This window comes from Caenispirillum salinarum (assembly GCF_044803115.1).
Lineage (GTDB): Bacteria > Pseudomonadota > Alphaproteobacteria > Rhodospirillales > Rhodospirillaceae > Caenispirillum > Caenispirillum salinarum_A.
Genome location: NZ_CP085224.1, coordinates 2,922,274 through 2,948,142, shown reverse-complemented (window position 1 = coordinate 2,948,142; position 25,869 = coordinate 2,922,274). Strand labels below are relative to the sequence as shown.

The following is a 25,869-nucleotide window of genomic DNA, read 5'->3' as shown; positions in this document are numbered from 1 at the left end:
ACCGCCACGTGATGACGACCAAAGACACCCTTCTCGGCAAGGCCCTGGCCTCGTTGCGCGGCGGGTTCGTCGCGGCGGCGGGCTTCAGCATCTTCGCCAACGTGCTCCTGTTGGTGCCCAGCCTCTACATGCTGCAGGTCTACGACCGGGTGCTGGCGAGCCGCTCGCTGCCCACCCTGTCCGCCATCACGCTGATCGCAATCGGCGCGCTGGTGGTGCTGGCGGCGATGGACGCGGTGCGCTCGCGCATTCTGGTGCGGCTGGGCACGCGGCTGGAACTGGCCCTGCGCCGGCCCCTGTTCGACGCCGCTTGGCGCGGCGGGCAGGGCGCCGAGCCGCTGCGCGACCTGGCGTCCTTCCGCGAGGCCGTCACCGGGCCGGGCATGATCGCCCTGTTCGACGCACCGTGGGTGCCGGTCTTCCTGGCGCTCGCCTACCTCATGCACCCGTGGATCGGTCTGGTCGCCACCGGTGGAGCGGTTGTGATCGTGGCGCTGGCGCTGCTGAACGCACGGCTCTCCCGCAATGCGTCCGCCCAGGCGGCGGAGGCCTCGGCGGAGGCGTGGAAGATTGCCGGCGAGGCCCGCCGCCATGCCGAGGCCGTGCAAGCGCTGGGCATGGGGGCGGCGCTGCGGGAGCGGTGGCAGGCTTCGGGCCGGCGGGCGCTGGCGGGGCAGGCGGCGGCGTCGGGCCGGTCCGGCCTGATCCTGGCGGCGTCCAAGTCGGCCCGGTTCGCGACGCAGGTGGTGCTGCTGGGCACCGGCGCCGTCCTGGTCATCGACGGCCAGATTTCCGCAGGCATGATGATCGCCGCGTCCGTCCTCATGGGTCGCGCGCTCGCGCCGGTGGAGGGCGTGGTGGCGCATTGGCGCACCCTGGCCGGCGGCCGCACTGCGCTCGGCCGGCTGAAGAATGCGCTGGCCGGCGTCGGCGTCGGCGCGGGCGACCGCCTGGTGCCGCCCGCGCCGGAGGGCCGGCTGGAGGTGTCCGGCCTGACCGTCGCCGCGCCCGGTGCCGACCGTCCGACGCTGCGGCGCATTGCCTTCCGTGTCGAGCCGGGGGAAATCCTGGGTGTCGTCGGCGGCTCGGGCGCCGGCAAGACCAGCCTGGTCCGCGTGCTGCTGGGCCTGTGGCCGGCGGCGGCGGGTACCGTGCGGCTGGATGGTTTCGATGTCGCGGCCTGGCCGCGCGACGACCTGGGCCGTCACATCGGATACCTGCCGCAGGAGGTGGCGCTTTTCGAGGGTACGGTGGCGCAGAACATCGCCCGCATGGGTGCGGTGGACCGCGACGCCGTGATTGCCGCCGCCAAGAAGGCCGGCGCGCACGACATGATCCAGCGCCTGCCCGCCGGCTATGACACGCCGGTCGGTGAAAGCGGACGCGCCCTTTCCGGCGGTCAGCGCCAGCGCATCGGCCTCGCCCGCGCCCTGTTCGGAGACCCGGCCCTGATTGTGCTGGACGAGCCCAACGCCGGGCTGGATGCCGAGGGCGAGTCGTCGCTGATCGGCGCCCTGGAAATCCTGCGGGCCGAGGGCCGCACCGTGATCGTCGTCGCCCATCGCGCTGCGCTGCTGTCGGCCTGCGACCGCATCGCCGTCCTGCGCGAGGGCCTGCTGGAGGTGGTCGGCGCCCGCGACGAAGTACTCGGTCGCCTGACCGGCCGTCCCCGCGCGCCCGCCGGTGTTGCACAGTTCCCCCGGAGTGCCTGACATGACGCACCATCCCGAGATGCCAGAGATGCAGGACCCCGTCGCCTCCATCCGCGGTCCGGTGATCGCCGGGCTGGTGATCGTCGGCCTGTCCTTCGGTGGCTTCGGCGGATGGGCCGCCACGGCGCCGCTTGCCGGGGCCGTGGCGGCGCCGGGCGTGATCGCCGTGGAGGGCGGTCGCAAGGCCGTCCAGCACATGGAGGGCGGCGTGGTTGCCGCCGTGCTGGTGGCCGAGGGCGACCGGGTGGCCGAAGGCCAGGTGCTCGCCCGCATCGATCCGGTCCAGGCGTCGGCGTCGGTCCGGCGCCTGACCGACCGCCACAACGCCGCCCGCGCCCGCGTCGCGCGGCTCGAGGCCCAGCGCGAGGCGGCGGCGGCAGTGACCTTTCCGCCAGACCTGATCGCCCAGGCCGAGGCCGACCCGGTGCTGACCGGCGTGCTGGAGGCCGAGCGCCGCGCCTTCGCCGAGGCGCGCGAGGCGCTGGCGGGAGAGACGGAGATGACCGCCGGCCGCCTCGCCCAGGTGCGCGGCGAGATCGCCGCGCTGGACGCGACCGCGGTGGCGCGCGCCAAGGAAAAGCGGCTGCTGGAAGAAGAGCTGGCCGGCATCCGCGACCTGCACGGCAAAGGCCTCGTGACGGCCACCCGCGTGCGGTCCCTGGAACGCGGCCTGGCGCACCTGGAAGGGCAGGAGGCCCAGGCCGAGGCCGACCGTGCCCGCGCCGAGGCCTCGGCGACTGAGGCGGAACTCAAGCTCGCGCAGGTCCATCGCGCGGCTCGGGAGGTAGCCGCCGCCGCCCTGCGCGACGCCCGGCTGGAAGTAGCCGACGCCGCCGCCCAGTTGCAGGCGGCGGAGGACGTGCTCGCCCGCACCGACGTGCGCGCGCCGCGCGCCGGCGTGGTGCAGGGGCTGGCGGCGCAGACGGTCGGCGGAGTGGTCAAGCCGGGGCAGACGCTCATGGAGATCGTGCCCGACGACCAGACCCTCCAGATTGCCGCCCGCGTCCCGCCGACGGACATCGAGCGCGTGCACGTGGGGCAGGAGACGGAAATCCGCTTCCCCGGCCTGCACGACCGCAACCTGCCGCTACTGACCGGCGCGGTGGACGTGGTTCCGGCCGACAGCCAGCAGGACGAGCGCACGGGCATGGCCTTCTACAACGTGACCGTCAGCGTGCCGTCCGGCCGCGTGGAGGGTGCGACGAACCACGCGCTCAAGCCCGGCATGCCGGCCGAGGTGATGATCCTGACCGGCGAGCGCACCCTGCTGGACTACCTGATGAAGCCCCTGCGGTCGGCCCTCGACAAGGCCCTGATCGAGGAGTAACCGGCTACCCGCGGTGGCGGGCGCGGCGTGCGTTGCGCGCGCCCGCTGAAACGGGCAACCGGGCGGGCGGGAGGCCGTTCTCCGAATTCACTATCAACGGAAACGGAGCCCACGAACATGCCTGTCATCTACGACATGCTCCACCAGGACCACGAGAAGGTGAAGCACGCGCTGACGCAGATCCTCGACACCACCGACGGGGCCGAGAAGACGCGCGAGAAGCTGTTCAGCCAGGTCAAGCACGACCTGGAGCTTCACACGAAGTTCGAGGAAGAGGTGTTCTATCCCAACTTCCGCGAGGCCAAGCACGACCAGGAGGCCAAGGAGGAGGTCAAGGACGCCCTGAACGAGCACGACGAGGCCAAGTCCATGCTCTCCGAGATGGAGAAGATGGACAAGACCTCCGACGATTTCGTGGAGAAGGTCCAGAAATTGAAGAGCGCGCTGGAACACCACATCTCCGACGAGGAAGACGAGATGTTCCCCCAGGCGCGCAAGACCATGAGCGACGAGGACGCCCAGGCCATGGGCGACCGCTACCAGCAGTTCAAGCAGCAGCATTGATCGCCGGGTCACGCCGGCACGCGCTCAAGGGGGCCGTCATGGGACGGCCCCCTTTTTGTGGTCAGAATGCATCCGCCAGCCGGTAGAGATCCCGCCGCACGGCGTGCGCCAGGGCTGGCAGGGCGGCGGCGACCGCGTCGCTCAGGGGCTCGCCCAGGTCCCAGCGGGCGCCCTCCACCGCGTGCACGATCAGACGGTCGGGCAGCTTTTCCAACGCGCGCGCCGTCTCGATCGCCTCCCGCACGCCGAAGGCATGGGAGGAGCAGCGGAAACCGGCCCCTTCCAGCGCCGCGGAGTCATCCACCTCCAGCCGGTGGAGCGTCCCCGCCGCGGCGCCGGACTGGGCGGCGTCGATGACGAGGACCAGCGGCCGGTCCTCCCACAGCGCGATCAGGCCCAGGCCCTCGCCGTGGTGGGGGCGGCAGTCCCACGGGCCGCCGCCGTCCAGCAGCGCCAGCGCGTCAAGCCCCGCCGCGTCGTCGCCGCGCCAGGGCTGGCCCACGCCGATGATGAGCGGCGGCAGCCCGTCCTTGCTGCCCGCGCCCTCAACCACGATCCACCTTCAGCCGCAGGAAGTGGGTGGCGCAGGAGATGCAGGGATCGTAGTTGCGGATGGCCTGCTCGCAGCGCCATTGCAGGGCGTCGTCGGGCAGGTTGAGGCCGCGGGTGACGACCTCCCGCAGGTCCTCCTCTATGGTCGGCTGGTTCTGCGACGTCGGCGGCACGATGCGGGCTTCCGCGATGGTGCCGTCGTCATTGAGGCGGTAGCGGTGCCAGCAGATGCCGCGCGGCGCTTCCGTGCAGCCCACGCCCTCGCCGGCGCGCACGCGGACGACGGCGGATGCGTTCTCCGGCGGCTGATAGGCGGCGATCAGGTCGCGGGCGTCCAGCAAGGCCTGCAAGACCTCCAGGCTGCGGACGATGATGGACTTGAACGGGTTGCGCACCACCGGTCCCAGACCCGTCGCGCGCGCCTCGTCCTGCACATCGGGCCGCAGGGCGTCAAAGTTCACGGCATAGCGCGCCAGCGGGCCGACGTGATACGGCCGGCCGTCGCTCGTCAGCCCGTGCAGGGCGTTGGAGTGCTTGACGTGGTGTTCGCCGAAGTGCTGCTCGAAGGCCGGGAGCGCAACGTCAACGCCTTCGCTGGTGCGCAATGTCCCGCGCGCGATGGCGTATTCGTCCGGGTGGTGCAGGGCGACGAACAGATAGTCGCGTTCAAGGTCGGGAAAGTCGAAGGTGGCGACGGTGCGGGCGAGCGTGCGCGCCGCCTCGATGCCCCACTCGATTTCCGGCAGCAGGTCGGTCAGCGCCTGGCGGGAGGGGACGGAGTAGAAGCCGCCCACCTTCAGGTTCACCGGATGCACGGCCCGCCCGCCGATGACCTCCAGCAGTGCATTGCCCAGCTTCTTCAGCCGCAGCGCCGTGGTGACCACGTCGGGATGGGTGCGCGCCATCTGGAGGCTGTCGTCCAGGCCCAGGAAATCCGGTGCGTGCAGCATGGCGACGTGCAGGACGTGGCTTTCGATCCATTCACCGGTGTAGATGAGGCGGCGGAGCGCGGTGATCTCGGGCGGGACGTCGACACCCAGCGCGTCCTCCATGGCCTGCGCCGCGCCCAGCAGGTAGGCGACGGGGCAGATGCCGCAGATGCGGGCGGTGATGTCGGGCGCGTCGCTGTACTGGCGCCCGCGCAACAGGGCCTCGAAGAAGCGCGGCGGTTCGTAGATGCGGAACTTCAGGTCCGTCACGGTGCCGTTGCGAACCTTGACGTCGAGCGCCCCTTCACCCTCCACGCGGGCCAGGGCCTCGACCTTGATGCGTTTAGTCGTCATGGCGCTGGGACTCCTCGCGGAAGGGCGCGGCGTTGGCGTTGAACAGCCGCAGGCTGTCGCGGATGCCCTTTTCCGACCGGCCCAGCGCGGCGAACTCGGCCATTAGGTTCGCCATGTTCGGCGTCTCCTTGGGTCCGAAGCAGCCATAGCAGCCGCGTCCGCAGCCGGGGCACAGCGCGCCGCAGCCGGCCTGCGTCACAGGGCCGAGGCAGGGGGTGCCGCTCGCGACGGTGATGCAGGGAATGCCGCGCCGCTTGCATTCGGTGCAGACGGCGGTGCGCGGGATGTTGGGCTTGCGGCCGGCGAGATAGGCCGACACCACCTCCAGCAGCTGGTGGCGGTCCACCGGGCAGCCGCGCAACTCGAAGTCCACCGGCACGTGGTCGGCGATGCCGGTCGAGGTTGCCAGCGTGTCGATGTATTCCGGCCGGGCGTAGACGGCGCGGACGAATTCCTTGTGGTCGGCGAAGTTCTTCAGCGCCTGGATGCCGCCGGAATTGGCGCAGGCGCCGATGGCGACAAGCACCTTGCTCTGGCGGCGGACCTTCTGGATGCGCTCTGCATCATGGCGGGTGGTGATGGAGCCTTCCACCAGCGACAGGTCGTAGGGACCGCGGGCGGTGGCGCGGGTGGCTTCCAGGAAGTAGGCGATCTCCACCGCGTCGGCGATGTCCAGCAGGTGGTCCTCCAGGTCCAGAAGCTGGAGCTGGCAGCCGTCGCAGCTGGAGAACTTCCAGACGGCGAGCTTCGGGCGTCTGCGGGTGCTCGTGGCCATGGCTCAGTACTCCGCGACGGGCAGCCGGTCGGCGACGGCGGCATAGTTGAAGATGGGGCCGTCCATGCAGACGAAGGCCCCGCCCCACTGGCAATGGCCGCAGAAGCCCAGCGCGCACTTCATGTTGCGCTCCATGGAGAGCCACAGCTTGTCGCGCGCCACGCCCTTGCGGGTCAGCGCATCGCAGGCCGCGCGCATCATCACCTCGGGCCCGCAGACGAAGGCGGTGGTCGAGGGCGCGTCGAAGCCGCCGGCGTTGATGAGCCGCGTCACGACGCCAACGGGGCCCGACCAGCCGCCCGTGGCGCGGTCGACGGTGACCTGCGCGCTGATGTCGAAGCGCCCGCGCCAGGCGCGCACCTCGGTCGTGTAGAGGATGTCCTCGGGCGTGCGGGCGCCGTAGAGGATCATGACGCGGTTGAAGCTCTCGCGCTCGTTCAACAGCGCGTGGATCAGCGGCCGCAGGGGCGCGAGCCCGATGCCGCCCGCCACCACCACCACGTCCCCGCCGCGCGCGGCCTCCACCGGCCAGGAGGAGCCGAAGGGGCCGCGGATGCCGAGCGTCGCGCCGGCCTTCATGGTCCACATGCCGCGGGTGACGGTGCCGACGGCGCGGGTGGTATGCACCAGAACCTCGGGCACGGCGGGGTCGCCGCTGATGGAGATGGGCACTTCGCCGACGCCAAAGACGTACAGCATGTTGAACTGCCCGGGTCGGAAGGCGAGCGGCGAGCCGTCCTGCGCCACCAGATCGAAGGTGAAGGTGTCCGACAGTTCCTTCTTCACGCGCACGATGCGGAAGGGACGCGGCACCATGGGATCGGTCGCCGGGTCGGGCGCGGTGGCCGGATGAGGCGCCTCGGGCGGCGGCGCGTGGCCTTTCAGCGGTGTGGCCAGCGTGCTCATGACAGTCCCCTTTCACCGGACCCGGCGGGTGGGCCGTAGAGGTCGAGCATCTGGAGCCGGGCGCTGTGCAGGCGCTCCGACATGACGGCGACGAAACGCGGCATCAGGTGGTAGGCCAGTTCATGGTCGGCCTCCAGCGCGCGGCGCAGGCAGGGCGCGTCGAAGACGAGGGCGTCGGTGTCCTCGCGCGCGGTGGCCGAGAAGGTCCAGCGGTAGGGCGCCACCAGCCAGGACCAACCAAGGATGTCGCCGACGTGCAGGGTCTGCAGCGGCTTCATGCCGTGTTCGGGCGTCGCAACCTCCACCGCGACGCAGCCGCTCAAAAGGACGGTGAAGTGGTCGGCGCAGGCCCCTTCCTTCAGCACGCGGTGGCCGGCCTTGTAGGTGCGTGTCGTGGCGCAGGCGGCCAGCTTCTCCAGCATGGGTTCCTCCATGCCGGCGAAGAAGGGGTGGTTGTGCAGAAGCCGCTTGATGGGTTCCTTGACGGTGTCGGTCATGGCCCGTCCTCCTCCGGTCGGGGCGCGGTTCAATCAGGCGTGCGCCGCCGCCGCCGCGTCCTCCAGCGCCGCGAGGGCCGCGGCTTCCTCGGTGATGTCGATGCCGACGGGGCACCAGGTGATGCAGCGCCCGCACCCGATGCATCCGCTCTCGCCGAACTGGTCATGCCAGGTGGACAGCTTGTGCGTGATCCATTGGCGGTACCGGCTTTCGGCGCTTTGGCGAAGCGGGCGGCCCGTGGCGTAGGTGAAATCCAGCGAAAAGCAGCTGTCCCACACCCGCCGGCGCTCCGCCGTGGTGCCGTCCAGGCTGGTCACGTCCTCGGTGTTGGAGCAGAAGCAGGTGGGGCACTGGTTCGTGCAGTTGCCGCACGACAGGCACCGGTCCGCCACCGCCTGCCAGTGGGGGGGGTCCAGGTGGCGGTGCAGCAGGCCCGGCGTGTCCGTCGGCAGGGTGCGGATCTGCGTCGCCGCCGTGGTCTCGGCCATCGCATCGCGCTGCTTGAACGCCGCGTCCGGTGCGGGCGAAAGCGGCAGGTCGGCGAGGATGTCGGCGCCCTTGCCGGAGCGCGCCTCCAGCAGCCAGCCTGCGTCGCCGTCCAACTCGGTCAGCGCGATATCGCACGGGCTGCGGACATCGGGGCCTGTCTCCATGGTCGCGCAGAAGCATGTGTCCCCCGCTTGCGCGCAGGTTGCGGCGATGAGCAGGGCGTTCTCGCGCCGGCCGGTGTAGACGGGGTCGGCGAAGGTGCCGTTGTCGAACACCTTGTCCTGCCGCGCGATGGCCGCCAAGTCGCAGGGCAAGAGGCCCAGCAGCGCCTGCCTCGGCGGCGGCTCGGGGCCGGAGATCATCTCGAAGCCGTTGCCGGTGTCGCGTGCCGCCCATAGATGGGATTCCGGCGGATGCAGGACGCGCTTCCACGGCAGTGCGGCGGGGGTTGTGGCGAAGCGGCGCCCGTCATCGCGGCGGCGCAGGCGATAGGTGCCGGCCGTCTGGTCCGCAGTCCACCCGCATGCCACCTGATCGAGGGCTGCGACCGGAGCGACCGTCAGGGCGTCGCCCTGGCGCACGGGGGCCAGGACCGTGTAGCCTCGGGCCGTCAGCGCGTTGATGAGCGCCGACAGGTCGGCGGGGCGCAGGAGACCGGATACATCATCCATGGCGCATTCCCCCGATGGAGCAAGCGCGTCAAGTCTAACGGAATATTAGAGGGAAGTGAACGATGGCGCGGGATAACCGACATGCGGCGACCGCAGGCCTGGCGGGGTCGGCATGAGCGGCCCCCGTACCGTCGGCAATCCCGACCGTGCCCCTTCCGCCGTGTATCGCGGCTTTGCTCAGGCGGCCCTCGATGCGGAGTACCGGGCGCGCGATCAGGTTCCGGATTTCATCGTCTATACCAGGCGCTACGCCGAAATGACGGCCGCCGCCCGCGCCAGCCTTGCCGTGCACGAGGGGCTTTCGACTGCACCGGCGAGGCCGAGACGCTCGATCTCTATCCGGCGGGGGAGGGGGCGCCGCTGTTCGTCTACATCCACGGCGGCTATTGGCGCCTGCTGGGGCGGGAGGACTCGGGCTTCATGGCGCCGGCCTTCGTGCAGGCCGGCTGCGCAGTCGCGGCGCTGAACTACGGCCTGGCGCCGGCGGTGACGCTGGACGAGATCGTGCGCCAGTGCCGCGCGGCGGTGGCATGGCTGTGGCGGGAGGCGGAGCGCTTCGGCATCGACCACCGGCGCATTCTTGTCGGCGGGTCCTCGGCCGGCGGGCATCTGACGGGAATGCTGCTGGCGCGCGGCTGGCAGGCGGATTTCGGCCTGCCCGAGGACGCGGTCGCCGGCGGAATGGCGGCCAGCGGGCTCTTCGACCTGGAGCCCATCCGCCTGTCGGAGATCAACGGCTGGATGAACCTTGATGCCGAGGCCGCCCGCCGCAACAGTCCCCTCTTCCATGTGCCGGAGGACGCGGGAACGCCGCTGGTGCTGACCGTCGGCGGGCATGAGCAGGGGGAGTTCAAGCGCCAGACGGCCGAGTATGCGGGGGCGTGGCGCGCGGCGGGCAACCCGGTGCATGAGGTGCCTGCGCCCGACCGCCACCACTTCGACGTGGTGCTGGATCTGGCCGATCCCTCAAGCGCCCTGTTCGAGGCAACGATGCGGATGACGGGTCGCTGACCTATCCCGCTTCTTCCGGGCGCTGGGCCGTCTGCGTCATGGCCGGATCGGCAGGCGTGGCAGGCTTGAACGCCGGCAGCGGAACCGCCGCCGACCGGACGCCGTGCTTGCGCGTGGGCAGGGGCGCGCTCGCCACGTGCGGGGTGCTGGCGCGGCAGCCCTTCAGTACGATGTCGTAGACCGGGTGCTCCATCGCCGAGACCGAGGGCGAGGCCGAGAACATCCAGCCGCTGAACAGATGGGGCGGTGCCTCGGTCTTGTCGCCTGTCGACACGGTGTCCGCGGCGGGAACGTCGCCGGAGGCCGATGTGCCGCCGGTCGTGGGGAGGCCACGCTCCACGACGCTTTCATCGCTGATTTGCAGAAAGGCGGCGCTCTGTGGCGTGGTGGAGACGGTCGTGCGCTGGCAGGTGCGGACCATCACCACCAGCCCCTGAAAGCGGTCGCTGGTTCCGACCGGGATGGTCAATTCCCGCTCGCGCGCGGTGATCTTGTCCAGCGCGCCCAGAACGGCCACCTGCTGGGGAACAAAGTCGTCGGGCGTCACCGCAGATTGCGCCGAGGCCGTTCCGGCCGAAATGGCATTTGCGGCCAGGGCCGTTGCCAGCGCGGCGGCGACCCTCGTGATCGAGGCTCGAGGGATGGGGCGCATGAAAAATCCTCCATTTTTCGGTCAACGCCCGGGCGCCGCCGGCGGTCGCGAGTGACTACGCGCCGCAACATTTTCGCCGCCGCCTTGCGGTATATCCTTTGACCGCGCGGGCGCAACCGTTAAGAATGCGCCAAAACTTGTCCGTTAGGCCGAGACCAAAGACCATGCGCATCATCCTCGCTGACGACCACAGTATCATCCGCGCCGCCCTGCGTGCCGTGGTCAGCGGTATCGAGCCGACCGCGGAGATCATCGAGGCCCGCTCGTTCCCGGAACTGGAAGCCGTCGTCGCCGACACGCCCGAGGGCACGCCGGCGGCCGACCTTCTGGTCATGGATTTGCGCATGCCCGGCTATACCGGCCAGGACCAGGTGGGCGATCTGGTGCGGCGCCTGGCGCCGTGTCCGGTGGCGATCTTTTCCATGACGGAGGATCCCGCCGCCATGCGGGCGACGCTCGCGCAGGGCGTGCGGGCCTTCATCCCCAAGTCCACCGAGCATGCCGTGCTGGGCGGCGTGCTGCGGATCGTGCTGGCAGGCGGTGCCTATGTGCCTCCCGAACTGGGCATGGCGCCGGCTGATGCGTCCGCCGGCGCCGGCGGCCCTGCCGGGGCACCGGGTTTCTCCGCTGAACCCGCGGGCCGCGGCGCCACCCGACCCCATGCAGTCGTCGAGCATCCGGTGGTCGCCTCGCTGACGCGGCGCCAGCGGCAGGTGATGGAGCTTCTGGGCGAGGGCCTGTCCAACGCCGAGATCTGCGAGCGGCTGGGCCTGAACCTGTCCACCGTCAAGGCGCACGTCTCGGGCGTGCTGCGGGCGCTGAACGTGGACAGCCGCACGCAGGCCGCCCTGCGCATCCGCGAGATCATGGGCTGGCAGTAGGCCGCAGTATTATTATTCCAGCATCACCGTGTCGCCGGTGGTGACGGTGCCGCCGTCCACCACCTCGCACAGCACGCCGAAATGATCGTGGCCCAGGCCCTGCTTCATGGCCTTGTCCAGGTTGAGGTCGACTTCGCCGGTCTCCGGGTTCACTTCTGCCGCGGGATGGACGGGCATGGCCTCGCGCACCCGCAGAGTCACCGGGCGCGGCCCGCCCGAGATGCTGGGCGGCTGTCCACCGGCGGCGGTGATGCGGATCGTGTGGCCAACCCAGTCCAGTTCCTGCCAGGGCTGCGGACCGTCGATCAGCACGTTGGCGCGGAAGCGGGTGGGGTCCACCGGCTTGCCGGTCACACGTTCGATGTCGGCGACGCTCGCCCGGTTGATCAGCACCACGCCCGGCGTTTCGTGGTTGGCGAAGGTTTCGCCCGGCTTGGCGATGACGATGCGCGGGCCGCCGCGGGCCGTTTCCTTCAGGAAGGCGCCGAAGAAATCCTCCAGCATGGCCCGGCCGACCGGCTGGGTCAGGTCCCCGCGCGCCACCTGCCGGCCACCGCGCTCCACCGTTATGACGTTCAACTGGTCGATGAAGCGGGTGCGCAGTGTCGCCAGCTTGGGACAGTCGGACAGCGTGATCAGGCTGGTGCGCGGCAGGCGCCCGATCACCGCGTCGCCGCCGCCCGCCGCGCGTGAGGCCGCCCCGTGGGCCAGGGCAAAGACGTGATCGCCCCGCATGCCACCGCCGGTTTCCAGAACGGCGTGTTCCAGCGGCTGGGGGCTCAGGGCCTTGACGGGAAAGCGGCAGAGGGCGGCGATATGCAATGTCATGGAAACTCCATTGAACAACTGGCCGGGCTTGTCAATGGGCGCGTGTTCCGAAGTCGCGGAAAACCTCATCATGGGCCTGCGGCGTTAAAGCCAACGCTTGTCGATGGGCGGCTGCTGCCGTCTCTTGCGGCGGATGCGCGCCGTCCCTATGTCCCTTTCAACCGTGAGGGGTTGTCGGTCGCCGGTTACCGGGACCTGCAACCTCGTCGCTGAGACGGGAGAGATAAGACTATGGATTTCGAGAAGTTCACCGACCGCTCAAAAGGCTTCATCCAGGCGGCGCAGACCATCGCACTGCGCCAGAACCACCAGCAGGTGACGCCCGAGCACCTGTTGAAGGCACTGCTCGACGACAAGGAGGGCCTGGCCGCCAACCTTCTGCGCACCGCCGGGGCCGATCCGGTGAAGGCGCTGGAGGCCGTCACCGCCGCCGTCGACAAGATGCCCAAGGTGGAAGGCGCCCAGATGTACGTGGCGCAGGAACTTGGCCGCGTGCTCGATCAGGCCACCCAGGCCGCCGAGAAGGCCGGCGACAGTTACGTCACCGCCGAATACATGCTGCTGGCACTCGCCGCCTCGGGCACCAAGGCTGGGCGGGTGCTGAAGGATGCGGGGCTGAAGGCCGATGCGCTGAACCGCGCCATCAAGGAGATGCGCCAGGGCCGCACCGCCCAGTCCGCCAGCGCCGAGGACCAGTACGACGCCCTGAAGAAGTACGCGCGCGACCTGACTGAAGCGGCGCGCGACGGCAAGCTGGACCCGGTCGTCGGCCGTGACGAGGAAATCCGCCGCACCATCCAGGTTCTCAGCCGCCGCACCAAGAACAACCCGGTGCTGATCGGCGAGCCGGGCGTCGGCAAGACCGCCATCGTGGAAGGCCTGGCCCTGCGCATGGTCAACGGCGACGTGCCCGAAAGCCTCCAGAACAAGCGGCTGCTGGCGCTCGACCTGGGCTCCATGGTGGCGGGTGCCAAGTTCCGCGGCGAGTTCGAGGAACGGTTGAAGGCGGTGCTGGAGGAAATCACCGCCGCCGAGGGCCGCATCGTGCTGTTCATCGACGAGATGCACACGCTGGTCGGCGCCGGCAAGGCGGAAGGCGCCATGGACGCCTCCAACATGATCAAGCCGGCGCTTGCGCGCGGCGAACTGCACTGCGTCGGAGCGACGACGCTGGACGAATACCGCAAGCACGTGGAGAAGGACGCGGCACTCGCCCGCCGTTTCCAGCCGGTGTTCGTGCAGGAGCCGACGGTGGAGGACACCATCTCCATCCTGCGCGGCATCAAGGAAAAGTACGAGCTGCACCACGGCGTGCGCATCGCCGATGCCGCGCTGGTTTCCGCCGCGACCCTGTCGAACCGCTACATCACAGACCGCTTCCTGCCCGACAAGGCCATCGACCTCATGGACGAGGCCTCCAGCCGCCTGCGCATGGAAGTGGACAGCAAGCCCGAGGAACTCGACGAACTGGACCGCCGCGTCATCCAGCTCAAGATCGAGCGCGAGGCCCTGAAGAAGGAGACCGACCAGGCTTCCCGCGACCGGCTGGAAAAGCTGGAGAAGGAGCTTCAGGAGCTTGAGGGCGAAAGTGCCGCCCTGACCGCCCGCTGGCAGGCGGAGAAGGAGAAGGTCGCCTCGGCCTCCAAGCTCAAGGAACAGCTGGACCAGGCCCGGTCGGAGCTGGAGCGCGCCCTGCGCGACAGCCAGTACGAAAAGGCCGGCGAGCTTCAGTACGCCACCATCCCGCAGCTTGAGGCCAAGCTGAAGGAGGCCGAGCACCGTGAAGGCGAGGGCGACGGCGCGGCCGCCGGCGGCAATATGGTCAACGAGACGGTGGCGCCCGAGCAGATTGCCTCTGTCGTAAGCCGCTGGACCGGCATTCCGGTGGACAAGATGCTGACCGGCGAGCGCGAGAAGCTCTTGCACATGGAGGACAACCTCCAGCGCCGGGTGGTCGGCCAGCGCGAGGCCGTGGTGGCGGTATCCAACGCCATCCGCCGCTCCCGCGCCGGTATCAGCGACCCCAACCGGCCCATGGGCAGCTTCCTGTTCCTCGGCCCCACGGGTGTGGGCAAGACGGAGCTGACCAAGGCGCTGGCGGAATTCCTGTTCGACGACGAGACGGCCATGGTCCGCATCGACATGTCGGAGTTCATGGAAAAGCACGCCGTCGCCCGTCTGATCGGCGCGCCGCCGGGCTATGTGGGCTATGAGGAAGGCGGATCGCTGACGGAAGCCGTGCGCCGCCGGCCCTATCAGGTGGTGCTGTTCGACGAGGTGGAGAAGGCGCACCCGGATGTCTTCAACGTGCTGCTGCAAGTGCTGGACGACGGCCGCCTGACCGACGGCCAGGGTCGCACGGTGGACTTCCGCAACACGCTGATCGTCATGACCTCGAACCTGGGCAGCGACGTGCTCGCCAACCAGCCGGAGGGCGAGGATTCCAGCGTGGTCCGCCCGATGGTGATGGAGGTGGTGCGCGAGGCCTTCCGGCCGGAGTTCCTCAACCGCCTGGACGAGGTGCTGCTGTTCCACCGACTGTTCCGCGAGAACATGGCCGGCATCGTCGACATCCAGATCCGCCGTCTCGCCAAGCGGCTGGAGGACCGCAAGGTTACCCTCAGCCTGGACGAGGGCGGCCGTCAGTGGTTGGCCGACCAGGGGTATGATCCGGTTTACGGCGCGCGTCCGCTCAAGCGCGTGATCCAGAAGAGCCTGGAGAACCCATTGGCGATGATGATGCTGGAAGGCCGCATCGACGACGGCGAGACGGTCACCGTCTCGGCCGAGGGCGGCAATCTGGTCATCAACGGCGAGGCCGTGGAGGCGGAAGCGGCCTGATCCGGGCGGATTGGTCAAGCAGAAAGGGGGAGTGGCCCGGCGGCCGCTCCCCCTTTTCGTGCGCGATCAGGTTGCCCGGGCGGTGTCGGCCGTCTGCTCCATCGCCCGCCAGGCCTGAACCCAGCCCGGCACCTCGGGCGAGGGTGCGTCATGCCCCGCCGCCGCCACCGTTTCGGCCGGGTCGACGCGCTTGCCGCCTGCGGTGAAGACGGCCTTCACCATGGCCGAACACGCCACGGCGCCGTCGGGGGTGGTGATGATCTGCTCCAGATAGATCCAGCGGTCGTCCCAGTACAGCAGGCGGGTGGACAGGTGAAAGCGCTGGAACGGCCTGAGAGGCCGGCGGTAGCGCACCGTGGCGCCGCCGATCACGGCCTGCCACTTGTGCCGGAGCATCAGCTTGTGCAGGCCGGTGCGGATGATGAGGTCTGTCCGCCCCAGGTCCATGACCGACAGATAGCGGGCATTGTTCATGTGGACGTTGAGGTCCAGATCCGTCGGCCAGACCCGGAAGGTCAGGGCCGAGGCCTTGAACAGCCCGATCCGCCGGCCGAGCAGGGCCCCGACAATGACCCGGAGCAGGCGAAGCCACAGGTTCATGGGTTTACGGGAGCCTCCATGCATCGGGAACCGGCCACGGCCGGCGGATCGGGGTCGGGGAGGAACGGCGGCCCAGGCGCCGCCGTCCGGTCTCAGAACGCCGCTTCGTCCATCTCCATCATGGTCTTCGACCCGGACATGATGGCGGCGAACAGCGCCCCCGTCTGGGGCAGCAGGCGCTCGAAGTAGAACTTTGCCGTGGTGATCTTGGCCTTGTAGAAATCGGCTTCGTCACCATCCAGGTTCTGCTTCGCCACTTCGACGGCGCGCACCCACAGGTAGCCCATGGCGACCAGCCCGAACAGGCGCATGTAGTCGGTGGCCGCCGCGCCTGCCTCGTCCGGGTTGCTCAGGCCCTTCTGGGCGATGAAGCCGGTGGCCTGCTGCAGGCGGACGAACTGTTTCGCCAGCGGCAGGGCGAAGTCCTCCAGCTCCTCGTCATCCATGATGCGGTCGATGTATTCCGACATCGGATGGAAGAACCGGCGCAGGTATCGGCCCGTGTGGGCACCCAGCTTGCGGCCGACCAGGTCCAGCGCCTGGATGCCGTTGGTGCCCTCGTAGATCTGGGCGATGCGGGCGTCGCGGACGTACTGCTCCATCCCCCATTCCCGGATGTAGCCGTGGCCGCCGTAGACCTGCACGCCCAGGTTCGCGACCTCGCTGCCCAGGTCCGTCAGCACGCCCTTGACGATGGGGGTCATCAGGGCGACGAAATCCTCCGCCTCCTGCTGGCGCTTGGGGTCCTGGCACTTTTCGGCGTAGTCCAGCTCCTGGCTGATCCAGGCCGCCAGCATCCGGCCGCCTTCCGTGTACGCCTTCATGGTCAGCAGCATGCGGCGCACGTCGGGGTGGACGATGATGGGGTCCGCCTTCTGGTCCGGCGCCTTGGCCCCGGTCAGGGCGCGGCCCTGGGTGCGCTCGCGGGCGTAGTCCACCGCGCCCTGGTAAGACGCTTCCATGATGCCCAGGCCCTGGACGCCAACACCAAGGCGGGCGGCATTCATCATGGTGAACATGGCGCGCATGCCCTTGTGGGGCTCGCCCACCAGCCAGCCGGTGGCCTCGTCGAAGTTCATGACGCAGGTGGCGGAGGCCTTGATGCCCATCTTGTGCTCGATGGAGCCGCAGGCCACGCCGTTGCGCGCGCCGACCGAACCGTCTTCCTTCGGCATGAACTTGGGCACGACGAACAGCGAGATGCCCTTGATGCCCGGCGGCGCGTCGGGCAAACGGGCCAGCACCAGATGGATGATGTTCTCCGTCAGGTCATGCTCGCCGGCGGAAATGAAGATCTTGGTGCCGGTGATCTTCCACTCGCCCTCGGCCGCGCCGGGTTCCGCCTTGGTGCGGATGAGGCCGAGATCGGTGCCGCAGTGGGGCTCGGTCAGGCACATGGTGCCCGACCAGATGCCGTCCGTCAGCTTGGGCAGGTAGGTCTGCTTCTGCGCGGTTGTGCCGAAGCGCTTGATCGCCTTGTAGGCGCCGTGCGACAGGCCGGGATACATGCCGAAGCTCATGTTGGCGGAGCAGATCATTTCCTCCACCAGGGTGTTGACGCAGTTGGGCAGGCCCTGTCCGCCGTACTCGGGGTCGCAGGCCATGCCGACCCAGCCGCCCTCGCGGAAGGTCTCATACGCCTCCTTGAAGCCCTTGGGCGTGCGGACCACGCCGTTCTCGAAGGTGCAGCCTTCCTCGTCGCCGCTGCGGTTGAGCGGGAACAGGACGCTTTCGCAGACCTTGCCCGCTTCCTCCAGCACCGCGTCCACGAGGTCGGGGGTCGCTTCCTCGCAGCCGGGCAGTTCCGTCACCTTGTCCGAGCCCAGAAGCTCGCGGTAGGTGAAGCGCATGTCGCGCAGGGGAGCCTGGTAAACAGCCATTGCTCTTCTGTCCTTGTGTCTCGCGCCGACGCGGGGCGTCTTAATTCCTCAGCGGCTTGCCGGTCTCGAGCATGTGCTCGACCCGCGCCAGCGTGTCCGGGTGGCGCAGCAGCGTGTTGAACGCCTCGCGCTCCAGCTCCAGCACGTCGTCCTCGCTCAGCTCGACGGTCATGTCGGCGCCTTCGCCGCCGGTCAGAACGGTCGCCAGTGCGGCGGACACCACCTCGTCGTGCGGCGTCGCCTTCCCCAGCTTGCGGAAGCCCTTCACCGCCATTTCCAGCGCCACCCGGCCGGTCTCGCCCGGCAGGCGGAAGACGGGCTCCTCCGGCGGCGTATAGCCCTCGGCCAGCGCAAGCGCGCGGGCCTTGGCGTCGGCCAGCAGGCGGTAGCGGTTCATGGTCACGCCGTCGGTCGGGCGCAGGAACAGGTTGCTCTGCGCTTCCGCAGCGGACTTGGCGACGGTGGCGACGGAAATGGTCTCGAACGCCTTGGCGACCGGCGGCATGGGGCCCTTGGGCGCCTTGTTGGCCTTGCCGGCCTCCGTCCAGCGAGCCAGCATTTCCTTGCAGCCGCCCCAGCCGGGGATCAGGCCCACGCCCACTTCCACCAGACCGATGTAGGTCTCGGCATGGGCCTGGACGGCATCGGAATGCAGGACGATCTCGCAGCCGCCGCCGAGCGCCATGCCGGACGGCGCGGCCACGACCGGGAAGGGTGCGTACTTCAGCGCCTTGTAGACCTGCTGGCCCTTCTCCACCAGCTCCTCGATCTGGCTCCACGCGGCCATGTTGGCGGCGAACAGGGCCAGGCCAAGGTTGGCGCCGACGGAGAAGTTGCTGCCCTCGTTGTAGATGACCAGCGCCTTGAAGCCGGACTCCACCACGGGGATGGACTTGTGGATGCACTTCAGCACATCCGGGTCCAGGCTGTTCATCTTGCCCGTGAATTCCAGGCAGGCGACGCCATCCCCGATGTCCCACAGCGCGGCGGAGGACGTCTTGACCAGCGGCTTGGCTGTCAGCTTGATGTCGGCCAGCATGACCACGCCGTCGGGGCGGACCATGTCGCGGTACTGGCCGTCGGTGCCCAGTTGCAGGCGGGTGCCGCCGTCGATCTTGTAGAAGGTCTTGCCGGAGGCCGTCTCCAGCAGGGTGGGGACCTCCATGCCCTCGGACTTCAGCACCTGGATGAGGGTGTCGGCGCCGATCTTGTCGATCAGTTCGAACGGGCCCTGCTTCCAGTTGTAGCCAAGGCGCATGGCCTCGTCGACGGCGTACACCTCGTCCGCCGCTTCCGGCACCAGCGCGGCGGCGTAGGCCAGCGTGCGGGCCATGACGGCGCGGGCATACCGGCCGCCCTTGTCGGGGTGCCGGAGCAGCGCGGCGGCACCGCCCGACTTGCCGGCATCGATGCTTTCCAGCACCGGCTTGACGGTGGGGCGGTATTCGCCGGTCTGGAGGTCGATGGCCTCCTTCACCTTGCCGCAGCCGGCGCGGTTGATGCGGTAGAAGCCGCCCTTGCCCTTGCGGCCGGTGTAGCCCTCCGCGATCATCTTCTCCACCAGCGACAGGTCGCGGTCGAGCTGGAAGAAGGCGTCGGTTTCCGGCAGGGCGCCGACCATGCTCTTCAGCACGTGCGGCATCAGGTCCAGGCCAACCAGGTCGATGAGCGCGAAGACGCCGGTCTTGGGGATGCCGAAGGGCCGGCCGATGATGGCGTCGGCCTCTTCGACCGTCAGGCCCAGGCGGCGGGCTTCCGTCACGCCGGCCAGCAGCCACAGGATGCCCAGCCGATTGGCGATGAAGCCCGGCCGGTCCTTGCACACCACCACCGACTTGCCGAGCTTGTGGTCGCAGAACTCGGTGATGGCGGTGGCGGCGTCGGCGCGGGTCTCGGGCGCCGTCACCAGCTCCAACAGGCGCATGTAGCGCGGCGGGTTGAAGAAATGGGTGATGCAGAAATCGGCCTTGAAGCCGTCGGGCATCCCGTCGGTCAGCGTCGCCAGCGGAATGGTGGAGGTGTTGGACGACACCACGCTGCCGGCCTTCCGCACGCCGTCGACCTTGGCGTAGAGGGCCTGCTTGATGTCCAGGCGCTCGATGACGGCCTCGACGATCCAGTCGCAGTCGGCCAGCAGCTCCAGGTGATCCTCGATGTTGCCGGTCTGGATCAGCTTGGCGTTGCGCTTGTGCATGAAGGGCGCGGGGTCGGCCTTCAGCATCTTGGCGACGGCGCCTTCCGCGATGGCGTTGCGGTTGGCGGCACCCTCGGGAACGATGTCGAGAAGGACCACGGGGACGCCGGCGTTGGCGACATGGGCGGCGATGCCGGCACCCATGACGCCGGCGCCGATCACCGCGACCTTTTTGATGGGGGTCTCGGTCTTGGACGTCATGGTCACACGGCCTCCAGGATGGTGGCGATGCCCTGGCCGCCGCCGATGCACTGGGTGGCGAGCGCGAACTGCTTGCCCTCGCGCTTCAGCAGCGCCGCAGCCTTGCCGGTGATGCGCGCACCCGTGGCCCCCAGCGGGTGGCCGAGCGCGATGGCGCCGCCGTCCAGGTTGGTCTTGCCGAAGTCCAGGTCCAGGTCGCGCAGGCAGGCGATGGCCTGGCTGGCGAAGGCCTCGTTCAGCTCCACGATGTCGATGTCCGACGCCGACAGGCCGGCGCGGGCGAGCGCCTTCTTGGTGGCGACGATGGGGCCGAGGCCCATGACCTCGGGCTTGCAGCCGCCGACGGCGACGGAGCGGATGCGCGCCAGGATGGGCAGGCCGTTGGCCTTGGCGTAGTCCTCGCTGCACACCAGCGTCGCCGCAGCACCATCGGTGAGGGGGCTGGAGGTGCCGGCGGTCACCGATCCCTCGGCGTCGAAGGCGGGCTTGAGGCCCGACAGGCTCTCGGGCGTGGTTTCGGCGCGGATGCAACCGTCGGCATCCACCGTGCCGCCACCGGGGGTGGAGATCGCCACCATCTCGTCGGCGAAGCGGCCCTGCTCTTGCGCGCTCGCGGCACGCTTGTGGCTTTCCACCGCGATGGCTTCCTGCTCGGCGCGCGGGATCTGGTAAACCTTTGCGACGTTCTCGGCCGTTTCGCCCATGCTCATGTAGGCCTGGGGCATCTGCTTGTAGAGGCCCGGGTTCGGCATGGGATTGAAGCCCATGATGGGCACGCGGGTCATGCTTTCCACGCCGGCGCAGATGAAGGCATCGCCCGCGTTCATCTGGATGGCGCCGGCGGCCTGGTGGATTGCCTGCATGGACGAGCCGCAGAAGCGGTTGACGGTGACTCCGGCGACGTTCAGGCCGAGCCCGGCGGTGAAGCCGATCAGGCGGGCGACGTTCAGCCCCTGCTCGCCCTCGGGGAAGGCGCAGCCGACGATCAGGTCTTCCACGTCATCGGTGTTGACCCCGGTGCGCTCCACCAGGGCGCGGACCACCTGGGCGGCCATGTCGTCGGGGCGGACCTTGGTCAGCGCGCCCTTGTTCGCCAGGTGGAAGGGAGACCGGGCAAAACCCGCGATCACCACGTTTTTCATCTGCGTCACTCCGTCCTCGTCCGTCTTTGCAGGGGAAGCGGCGCGGGCTGCGATCAGCCGGCGTCCGCCGCCGTCAGTCCTCGTTGGCCGCCGCCTTGGCGCGGCGCGGGCGGCGCCCCTTGGTGGGCACCTCGTCGAAGATCGCGTCGGGATCGATGCCCTTGTTGTTCAGGGTGTCGACCACGACACGCTCGATGTCCTTCAACTCCTCCACGCTGGCTTCCAGGTCGCGGCGCTGCACCTCCAGCGCTTCCAGGCGCTCGTGCACCTTCTTGCGCAGCAGGCGAAGCTGTTCCGTCTGGCTGGTGTCGACCACGTAGAGGTCCAGGAACTCCTTGATCTCGGCCAGGCTGAAGCCCAGCCGCTTGCCGCGCAGGATCAGCAGCAGGCGCGCACGGTCGCGGTGCGTGTAGACGCGGGTGGCACCGGCGCGCTCGGGCGTCAGCAGGCCCTTGGCCTCGTAGAAGCGGATGGCCCGCGGCGTGACCTCCAGTTCCTCCGCCAGTTCCGTGACCGTATAGAACCGCTGCTGATCGGGCATGGTGAAAACTCCCCTTGTCGTCGGGGACGCGAAGTGACTTCCGCGTCTCTCTGGTGACGTATACGTCATCTGATGGGTCATGGGGAGTCCTTGATTACGCTACGTCACACAAAAAAAGGGAGCGGGGCGGGCGCGCGGCAGGCGAGGGGCCTCTTGCCGCGCGCTCCGCGTCAGGTGGCGGAGGCCTCGCCGTGTTTGGCTTCTTCCTCGGCCACCAGTTCCTTGCGCGAGAGCTTGCCGACCATGGTCTTGGGAAGCTCGTCGCGGATCTCGATTTCCTTGGGCATTTCGATCCGGCTGACCTTGTCGGTCAGGAACTCTCGCAGGCCCTCGGGCGAGACATCGTCGCCGGCATCGTCGCGCAGGGTCACGAAGCACTTGGGCGCCTGGCCGCGGTAGGCGTCGGGAATGCCGATGCAGATGCATTCCGCGATGGCCGGATGCAGGTACAGGGCTTCCTCGATGGCGCGGGGATAGACGTTGTAGCCGCCGGCCAGGATCACGTCCTTGATGCGGTCCACCAGGAAGATGTAGCCATCGCTGTCCACGTAGCCCACGTCGCCGGTGTGCAGAAGGCCGTCGATGATGGTCTTGTCCGTGTCCTCGGGGCGGTTGTAGTAGCCCTTCATGACCTGGGGGCCGCGCACGCACAGTTCGCCCTTCTTCCCCTGGGCGACTTCCTCCCGCCGGCCGTCCAGGTCGCGGATCTGAACCTCGGTGCCGTCCAGCGGCACGCCGATGGAGCCCGCCTTGACCAGCCCGCCGATGGGATTGCAGGTGACCACCGGAGAGGCCTCGGACAGGCCGTAGCCTTCCACCAGCGCGCAGCCGGTCAGGTCCTCGAAGCGGTTCTTGACTTCCACCGGCAGCGGCGCGCCGCCGCTGATGCAGATCTTCAGGGACGACAGGTCGTGCTTCTTGATGTCGCCGCTGTTGTTGATGGCGGTGTAGATGGTCGGCACGCCCGGAAACATGGTGGGGCGCTTCTTGTCGATGCACTTCATCACCTGCGCCAGGTCGAAGCGCGGCAGCATGATGATCTCCGCCCCGATCACCGTCGCCACGTTCTGCGCCACCGTCATGGCGAAGACGTGGAAGAACGGCAGCACGGCCAGCATCTTCTCCTGCCCCTCGCGCACGTCGGGGATGACCCGGCGCAGCTGCTCGGTGTTGGCGGTGATGTTGGCGTGGGTGAGCATGGCGCCCTTGGGCACGCCGGTGGTGCCGCCGGTGTACTGCAGCACGGCGATGTCGGTCTTGGGCGAGATCGAGGGCTTCTTGGGCGCACCTTCGGCGGCGATCACCTTCTCGAACGGCACATGGCGCAGGTCGTCGGGAATTTCCGCGCATTCGCTGCGCTTGAGCACGGCGAACAGGATGCTCTTCACGCCCGGCAGCGCGCCGGTCATGGAACAGGTGACGATGCGCTCAAGGCAGGTGTGCTCCAGGCACGCCGCGACCTTCGGGTAGATCTGCTTGAGGTCCAGCGTCACCATCAGCCTGGTGCCGCTGTCATTGATCTGGTAGGCCAGTTCCCGCTCCACATAGAGCGGGTTGTAGTTCACCACCGTCCCGCCGGCGCGCAGGATGGCGAAATAGCAGATGGTGTAGTAGGGCGTGTTGGGCAGGCACAGGCCGACGCGCACGCCGGGACCGACTCCCAGCTGCTGGAAGCCCTTGGCGGCGCGCTCCACCAGCGTCCACGTCTCGCCGTAGGTGTACTTCTTGCCCAGGAAATCCAGGTAAGGCGCGTCTGGGGCGCGGGCGGCCGTTTCCTCCAGAAGGGCGTGCACCGGCTTGGGCACGATGGGGGCGCCGCGCACGTGCTCGCTCGCGGGACCGGGATCTGAGCCGGCGCCGGAGGGCTGCGGCGTGGCCTGGTTGTCGCGGGTGATGGTGTCGCTCATCGGGTCACCTGTGGGCTACCGGTTGGCATTCCAGGACCTCCGGGCGCTCCACCCGAACCTGGGGGGAGGGGAGGCCGGGCGGTTGACGCCCGGAGGCCTGGAAACACGGTGGTCAGACTGAAGTGGGGCGTGCGCCCTAGAACTTCACCCTCACCTGAGCGCTGATGATGTCGATGGCGCTTTCGTACTTGCCGCTGACGCGGTGCTCGTGGGGCGGGTTTGTGCCCTCGTTGTCGAGGTCGATGCGTGCCTCGTCCACCCAGATGTGGGTGTAGGCCAGATTCGCTTCCCAGCCCGGCATGAATTCATAGCCCGCGCCCAGGGCGACCCAGGTGCGGTCGGCATCGGGCACGCGCGGCGTGCGGGTGGCGTCCGGCACCGGGCTCTGGTCATGGGCGACGCCAAGCTGCAGCTTCAGCTTGTCGGTCGGCTCGTAGGTGGCGCCGGCCGAGAAGAACCACGTGTCGTCCCAGTTCTCCACCGTGCGGCTGAGCGGCGTCGCCGCGCCCTGGCGGAACACGCTCAGTTCCTTGAACACCGACCACTCGGTCCAGGCGACCTCGCCCATCAGCGCGAGCTGGTCGTTGACCTCGTGGTAGAGGCCCAACGAGGCCGTGGCCGGCAGGTTCAGCTCGGCGCGGCCGCCGCTGTTGGGGAACAGGTTCGCGAGCGGACCGGGCACGCCCGTGAATTCCACGTCGCCGTCCAGTTCGTGCGTGATGCCCGAACGGTAGCTGAGGCCGACGCGGGTCGTTTCCAGCGGCTGAAGCATGATGCCCAGGGTGTAACCGACGGAGAAGTCCTCGCCGGTGACCTTGGTCTTGCCGTCGTTCAGGCCCGGTGTCAGTCCGGGAATGCCAAAGCCGGCGCCGATGGTGCCGAAGTCGACCGCCTTGGTCAGTTCGGCCTCGGCATGCTGCACCACAAGGCCGCCGCCCACGGACAGCCAGTCGTTGACCTTGTGGGCCACGCTGGGCTGGATCGCGATGGTCCGCAGGTCGGACTTCAGCGCGTGGTAACGGCCGACCCAGTTGTCCGAGTAATCGGTGACCAGGCCGAACGGCACGTTCACGGCCAGGCCGATCTTCCAGTCGTCGCTGACGTCGTACATGGCGTAGGCGGCCGGGATCATCGCATCGTCGATGGCGTCATCCTGCGACCGCGCCCCGGGCAGGGCGGTGCCGTCCAGGCCCGTGCCGGTGCCGGCGAAGGTGGCGCTGTCAGCCTCGAACTCCGCGCGCGGGATGATGTAGCTGGTCGTCGCCTGGCCCTGGTGGCCCGACAGGGCCGTCATGCCGGCGGGATTGAAGAAGATGGTCGACAGGTCCTGCGCCTTGGCGGTGGAACCGGCAAAGGCATTGCCCAGTCCCTCGGCGCTCTGCTCCTTCAGCTGGAAGCCAGAAGCCTGGGCCTCCATGGCCAGGCCGACGGCGGTGGCGGCGGCCAGGCCGATGACGGGGGCAAGACGCGCGCCTCCCACGAACTTACGCATTCCGTGATCCTCCCTGCGATCGTTGTCTCTGCGCGCCGCCTATGGTGCGGCGTCTTCATTGGCCTCTACAGTATACGGGATGCGAGTTACGTCAAGGGGTTTTGAATGACGTATACGTCACCCTACCGCGAGGGCTCTTCGCCGTTGATAATGGCGCATTTGAAGAGGGCTACAAATCGAACTTTAAGGTGCGGTGCGGCATGACGTTTTCGTCATGTAAAGGACGCAAGGGAAACCAGGAGGTGCGCAGCGGCGCTTGACCATGCCGACGGTCGACGGCGTGCGGCAGGCAATGCGCAGGTGCGCGCGTTGGGGGTTGCGAATCGGCGCGCGGCGCGTTTGCATCAGGTCCATCACCCTATGGAGGACCCATGACCGACGACGTTTCGCCCCGGCCGCCAGCCCCGCCCGTCCTCACGCCCGAGGAGGCGGCGGCCCATCCGTTCTGGCGCTTTTCGCTGTCGGTCTATGGCCGTGCCGGTGTGGCCGAGGCGGCGCTGGCCCTGCAGAACCGCCGCGGCGCGGACGTCAACCTGCTGCTGTTCCTGCTGTGGCGGACGGCAACGGGGCACGATGTGTCGGACGCCCTGTTGTCCCGGGCGGCAACGGTGTCGCGCGACTGGCAGGCGGCCGTCGTTGGCCCGGTGCGGCGGGCCCGCAAGGCGGTGAAGGGCATGGGGGGCCTCTACCCGCGCCTGAAGGAGACGGAACTGGCGTGCGAGCAGGCCGAGCAGATGGCGCTGGCCGGGCTGGTGGATGACGCGGCGCCCGACGCCACGGCGCCGGCGGAAACCCGGCGCCTGGCGGCCGAGACGGGGCTGCGGGCCTATCTGTCGACGCTGCCGGGCGCGCCCATGGCCGGCGAGGAAGAGGCGCTGGAGGCCCTGGTGCGCGCCGCCCTGGCGGAGCGCTGAGGCGGACG

At 68.9% G+C, this 25,869-nt stretch carries 22 protein-coding genes; 7 read left to right on the top strand and 15 right to left on the bottom strand.

All coding sequences use genetic code 11. From position 1 onward, the window contains the following. Window positions 1–11: 11 nt before the first annotated feature. From LG334_RS13485 to LG334_RS13475, 3 genes are all read left to right on the top strand, one after another. Entirely contained in the window at window positions 12–1,712 is a 1,701-nt protein-coding gene (locus LG334_RS13485) for a type I secretion system permease/ATPase (protein ID WP_404378817.1), read from the top strand. 1 nt (window position 1,713) lies between these two features. Then, complete coding sequence (locus LG334_RS13480) at window positions 1,714–3,039, top strand: HlyD family type I secretion periplasmic adaptor subunit (protein WP_404378815.1); 1,326 nt, start codon at window positions 1,714–1,716, stop codon at window positions 3,037–3,039. Between the two features lie 117 nt (window positions 3,040–3,156). Continuing rightward, window positions 3,157–3,603, top strand: coding sequence for a hemerythrin domain-containing protein (locus LG334_RS13475; RefSeq protein ID WP_404378814.1), 447 nt, complete (start codon window positions 3,157–3,159; stop codon window positions 3,601–3,603). Between the two features lie 61 nt (window positions 3,604–3,664). Here LG334_RS13475 and LG334_RS13470 read toward each other — a convergent pair whose 3' ends face one another. From LG334_RS13470 to LG334_RS13445, 6 genes are read right to left on the bottom strand one after another with little or no spacing between them, the layout of a single operon-like run. Further along, a complete protein-coding gene (locus LG334_RS13470) occupies window positions 3,665–4,156 on the bottom strand; it encodes a hydrogenase maturation protease (protein WP_404378812.1) in 492 nt (163 codons plus the stop codon). Beyond that, window positions 4,149–5,438 carry a Ni/Fe hydrogenase subunit alpha gene (locus LG334_RS13465; protein WP_404378811.1) on the bottom strand — a complete coding sequence of 430 codons (1,290 nt, stop codon included), beginning with the start codon at window positions 5,436–5,438 and terminating at the stop codon, window positions 4,149–4,151. The genes LG334_RS13470 and LG334_RS13465 overlap by 8 nt, the downstream gene beginning before the upstream one ends. Further along, a complete protein-coding gene (locus LG334_RS13460; protein ID WP_404378810.1) occupies window positions 5,428–6,213 on the bottom strand; it encodes an oxidoreductase in 786 nt (261 codons plus the stop codon). Before LG334_RS13460 ends, LG334_RS13465 begins: the two co-directional genes overlap by 11 nt. Window positions 6,214–6,216: 3 nt before the next feature. Further along, window positions 6,217–7,119, bottom strand: a complete 903-nt coding sequence (locus LG334_RS13455) for an FAD/NAD(P)-binding protein (RefSeq protein WP_404378808.1) — start codon at window positions 7,117–7,119, stop codon at window positions 6,217–6,219. Further along, window positions 7,116–7,616, bottom strand: coding sequence for a cyclic nucleotide-binding domain-containing protein (locus LG334_RS13450; protein ID WP_404378807.1), 501 nt, complete (start codon window positions 7,614–7,616; stop codon window positions 7,116–7,118). The genes LG334_RS13455 and LG334_RS13450 overlap by 4 nt, the downstream gene beginning before the upstream one ends. A gap of 33 nt (window positions 7,617–7,649) precedes the next feature. Further along, on the bottom strand, window positions 7,650–8,777 hold the full coding sequence (locus LG334_RS13445) for a 4Fe-4S dicluster domain-containing protein (RefSeq protein WP_404378806.1): 1,128 nt from the start codon (window positions 8,775–8,777) through the stop codon (window positions 7,650–7,652). Window positions 8,778–8,858: 81 nt separating this feature from the next. Here LG334_RS13445 and LG334_RS13440 point away from each other — a divergent pair, with 81 nt between their 5' ends. Further along, complete coding sequence (locus LG334_RS13440; protein WP_404378805.1) at window positions 8,859–9,788, top strand: alpha/beta hydrolase; 930 nt, start codon at window positions 8,859–8,861, stop codon at window positions 9,786–9,788. Between the two features lies 1 nt (window position 9,789). Here the strand turns inward: LG334_RS13440 and LG334_RS13435 are convergent, their stop codons facing one another. Continuing rightward, complete coding sequence (locus tag LG334_RS13435) at window positions 9,790–10,440, bottom strand: DUF2155 domain-containing protein (RefSeq protein WP_404378803.1); 651 nt, start codon at window positions 10,438–10,440, stop codon at window positions 9,790–9,792. Between the two features lie 164 nt (window positions 10,441–10,604). On the opposite strand from LG334_RS13435, the gene LG334_RS13430 reads away from it, so the two are divergent. Beyond that, the gene (locus LG334_RS13430) at window positions 10,605–11,321 is read left to right on the top strand and encodes a LuxR C-terminal-related transcriptional regulator (RefSeq protein ID WP_404378802.1); all 717 of its coding nucleotides are present in this window, start codon (window positions 10,605–10,607) and stop codon (window positions 11,319–11,321) included. 12 nt (window positions 11,322–11,333) lie between these two features. Here LG334_RS13430 and LG334_RS13425 read toward each other — a convergent pair whose 3' ends face one another. Beyond that, a complete protein-coding gene (locus LG334_RS13425) occupies window positions 11,334–12,149 on the bottom strand; it encodes an MOSC domain-containing protein (RefSeq protein WP_404378801.1) in 816 nt (271 codons plus the stop codon). A 231-nt stretch (window positions 12,150–12,380) separates the two neighbouring features. Between LG334_RS13425 and clpB the strand changes: the two genes are divergently transcribed. Next, window positions 12,381–14,990: an ATP-dependent chaperone ClpB gene (gene clpB / locus LG334_RS13420; protein ID WP_404378799.1), complete on the top strand. Its 2,610-nt coding sequence runs from the start codon at window positions 12,381–12,383 to the stop codon at window positions 14,988–14,990. Between the two features lie 66 nt (window positions 14,991–15,056). On the opposite strand, the gene LG334_RS13415 is transcribed toward clpB, so the two are convergent. From LG334_RS13415 to LG334_RS13385, 7 genes are all read right to left on the bottom strand, one after another. Beyond that, window positions 15,057–15,590 (bottom strand): thioesterase family protein, encoded by a 534-nt coding sequence (locus LG334_RS13415; protein WP_404378797.1) that lies wholly within the window; start codon window positions 15,588–15,590, stop codon window positions 15,057–15,059. Between the two features lie 92 nt (window positions 15,591–15,682). Next, window positions 15,683–17,470: an acyl-CoA dehydrogenase C-terminal domain-containing protein gene (locus LG334_RS13410; RefSeq protein WP_404378795.1), complete on the bottom strand. Its 1,788-nt coding sequence runs from the start codon at window positions 17,468–17,470 to the stop codon at window positions 15,683–15,685. A gap of 40 nt (window positions 17,471–17,510) precedes the next feature. Next, window positions 17,511–19,865 carry a 3-hydroxyacyl-CoA dehydrogenase NAD-binding domain-containing protein gene (locus tag LG334_RS13405; protein ID WP_404378794.1) on the bottom strand — a complete coding sequence of 785 codons (2,355 nt, stop codon included), beginning with the start codon at window positions 19,863–19,865 and terminating at the stop codon, window positions 17,511–17,513. A 2-nt stretch (window positions 19,866–19,867) separates the two neighbouring features. Continuing rightward, a complete protein-coding gene (locus tag LG334_RS13400; protein ID WP_404386380.1) occupies window positions 19,868–21,007 on the bottom strand; it encodes a thiolase family protein in 1,140 nt (379 codons plus the stop codon). 73 nt (window positions 21,008–21,080) lie between these two features. After that, window positions 21,081–21,548, bottom strand: a complete 468-nt coding sequence (locus LG334_RS13395) for a MerR family DNA-binding transcriptional regulator (RefSeq protein ID WP_404378792.1) — start codon at window positions 21,546–21,548, stop codon at window positions 21,081–21,083. A gap of 170 nt (window positions 21,549–21,718) precedes the next feature. Continuing rightward, entirely contained in the window at window positions 21,719–23,455 is a 1,737-nt protein-coding gene (locus LG334_RS13390) for a long-chain fatty acid--CoA ligase (protein WP_404378791.1), read from the bottom strand. Window positions 23,456–23,591: 136 nt separating this feature from the next. Further along, the gene (locus LG334_RS13385) at window positions 23,592–24,947 is read right to left on the bottom strand and encodes an OmpP1/FadL family transporter (protein ID WP_404378790.1); all 1,356 of its coding nucleotides are present in this window, start codon (window positions 24,945–24,947) and stop codon (window positions 23,592–23,594) included. Window positions 24,948–25,318: 371 nt separating this feature from the next. Between LG334_RS13385 and LG334_RS13380 the strand changes: the two genes are divergently transcribed. Next, window positions 25,319–25,861 (top strand): TIGR02444 family protein, encoded by a 543-nt coding sequence (locus LG334_RS13380; RefSeq protein ID WP_404378789.1) that lies wholly within the window; start codon window positions 25,319–25,321, stop codon window positions 25,859–25,861. Window positions 25,862–25,869: the final 8 nt, after the last annotated feature.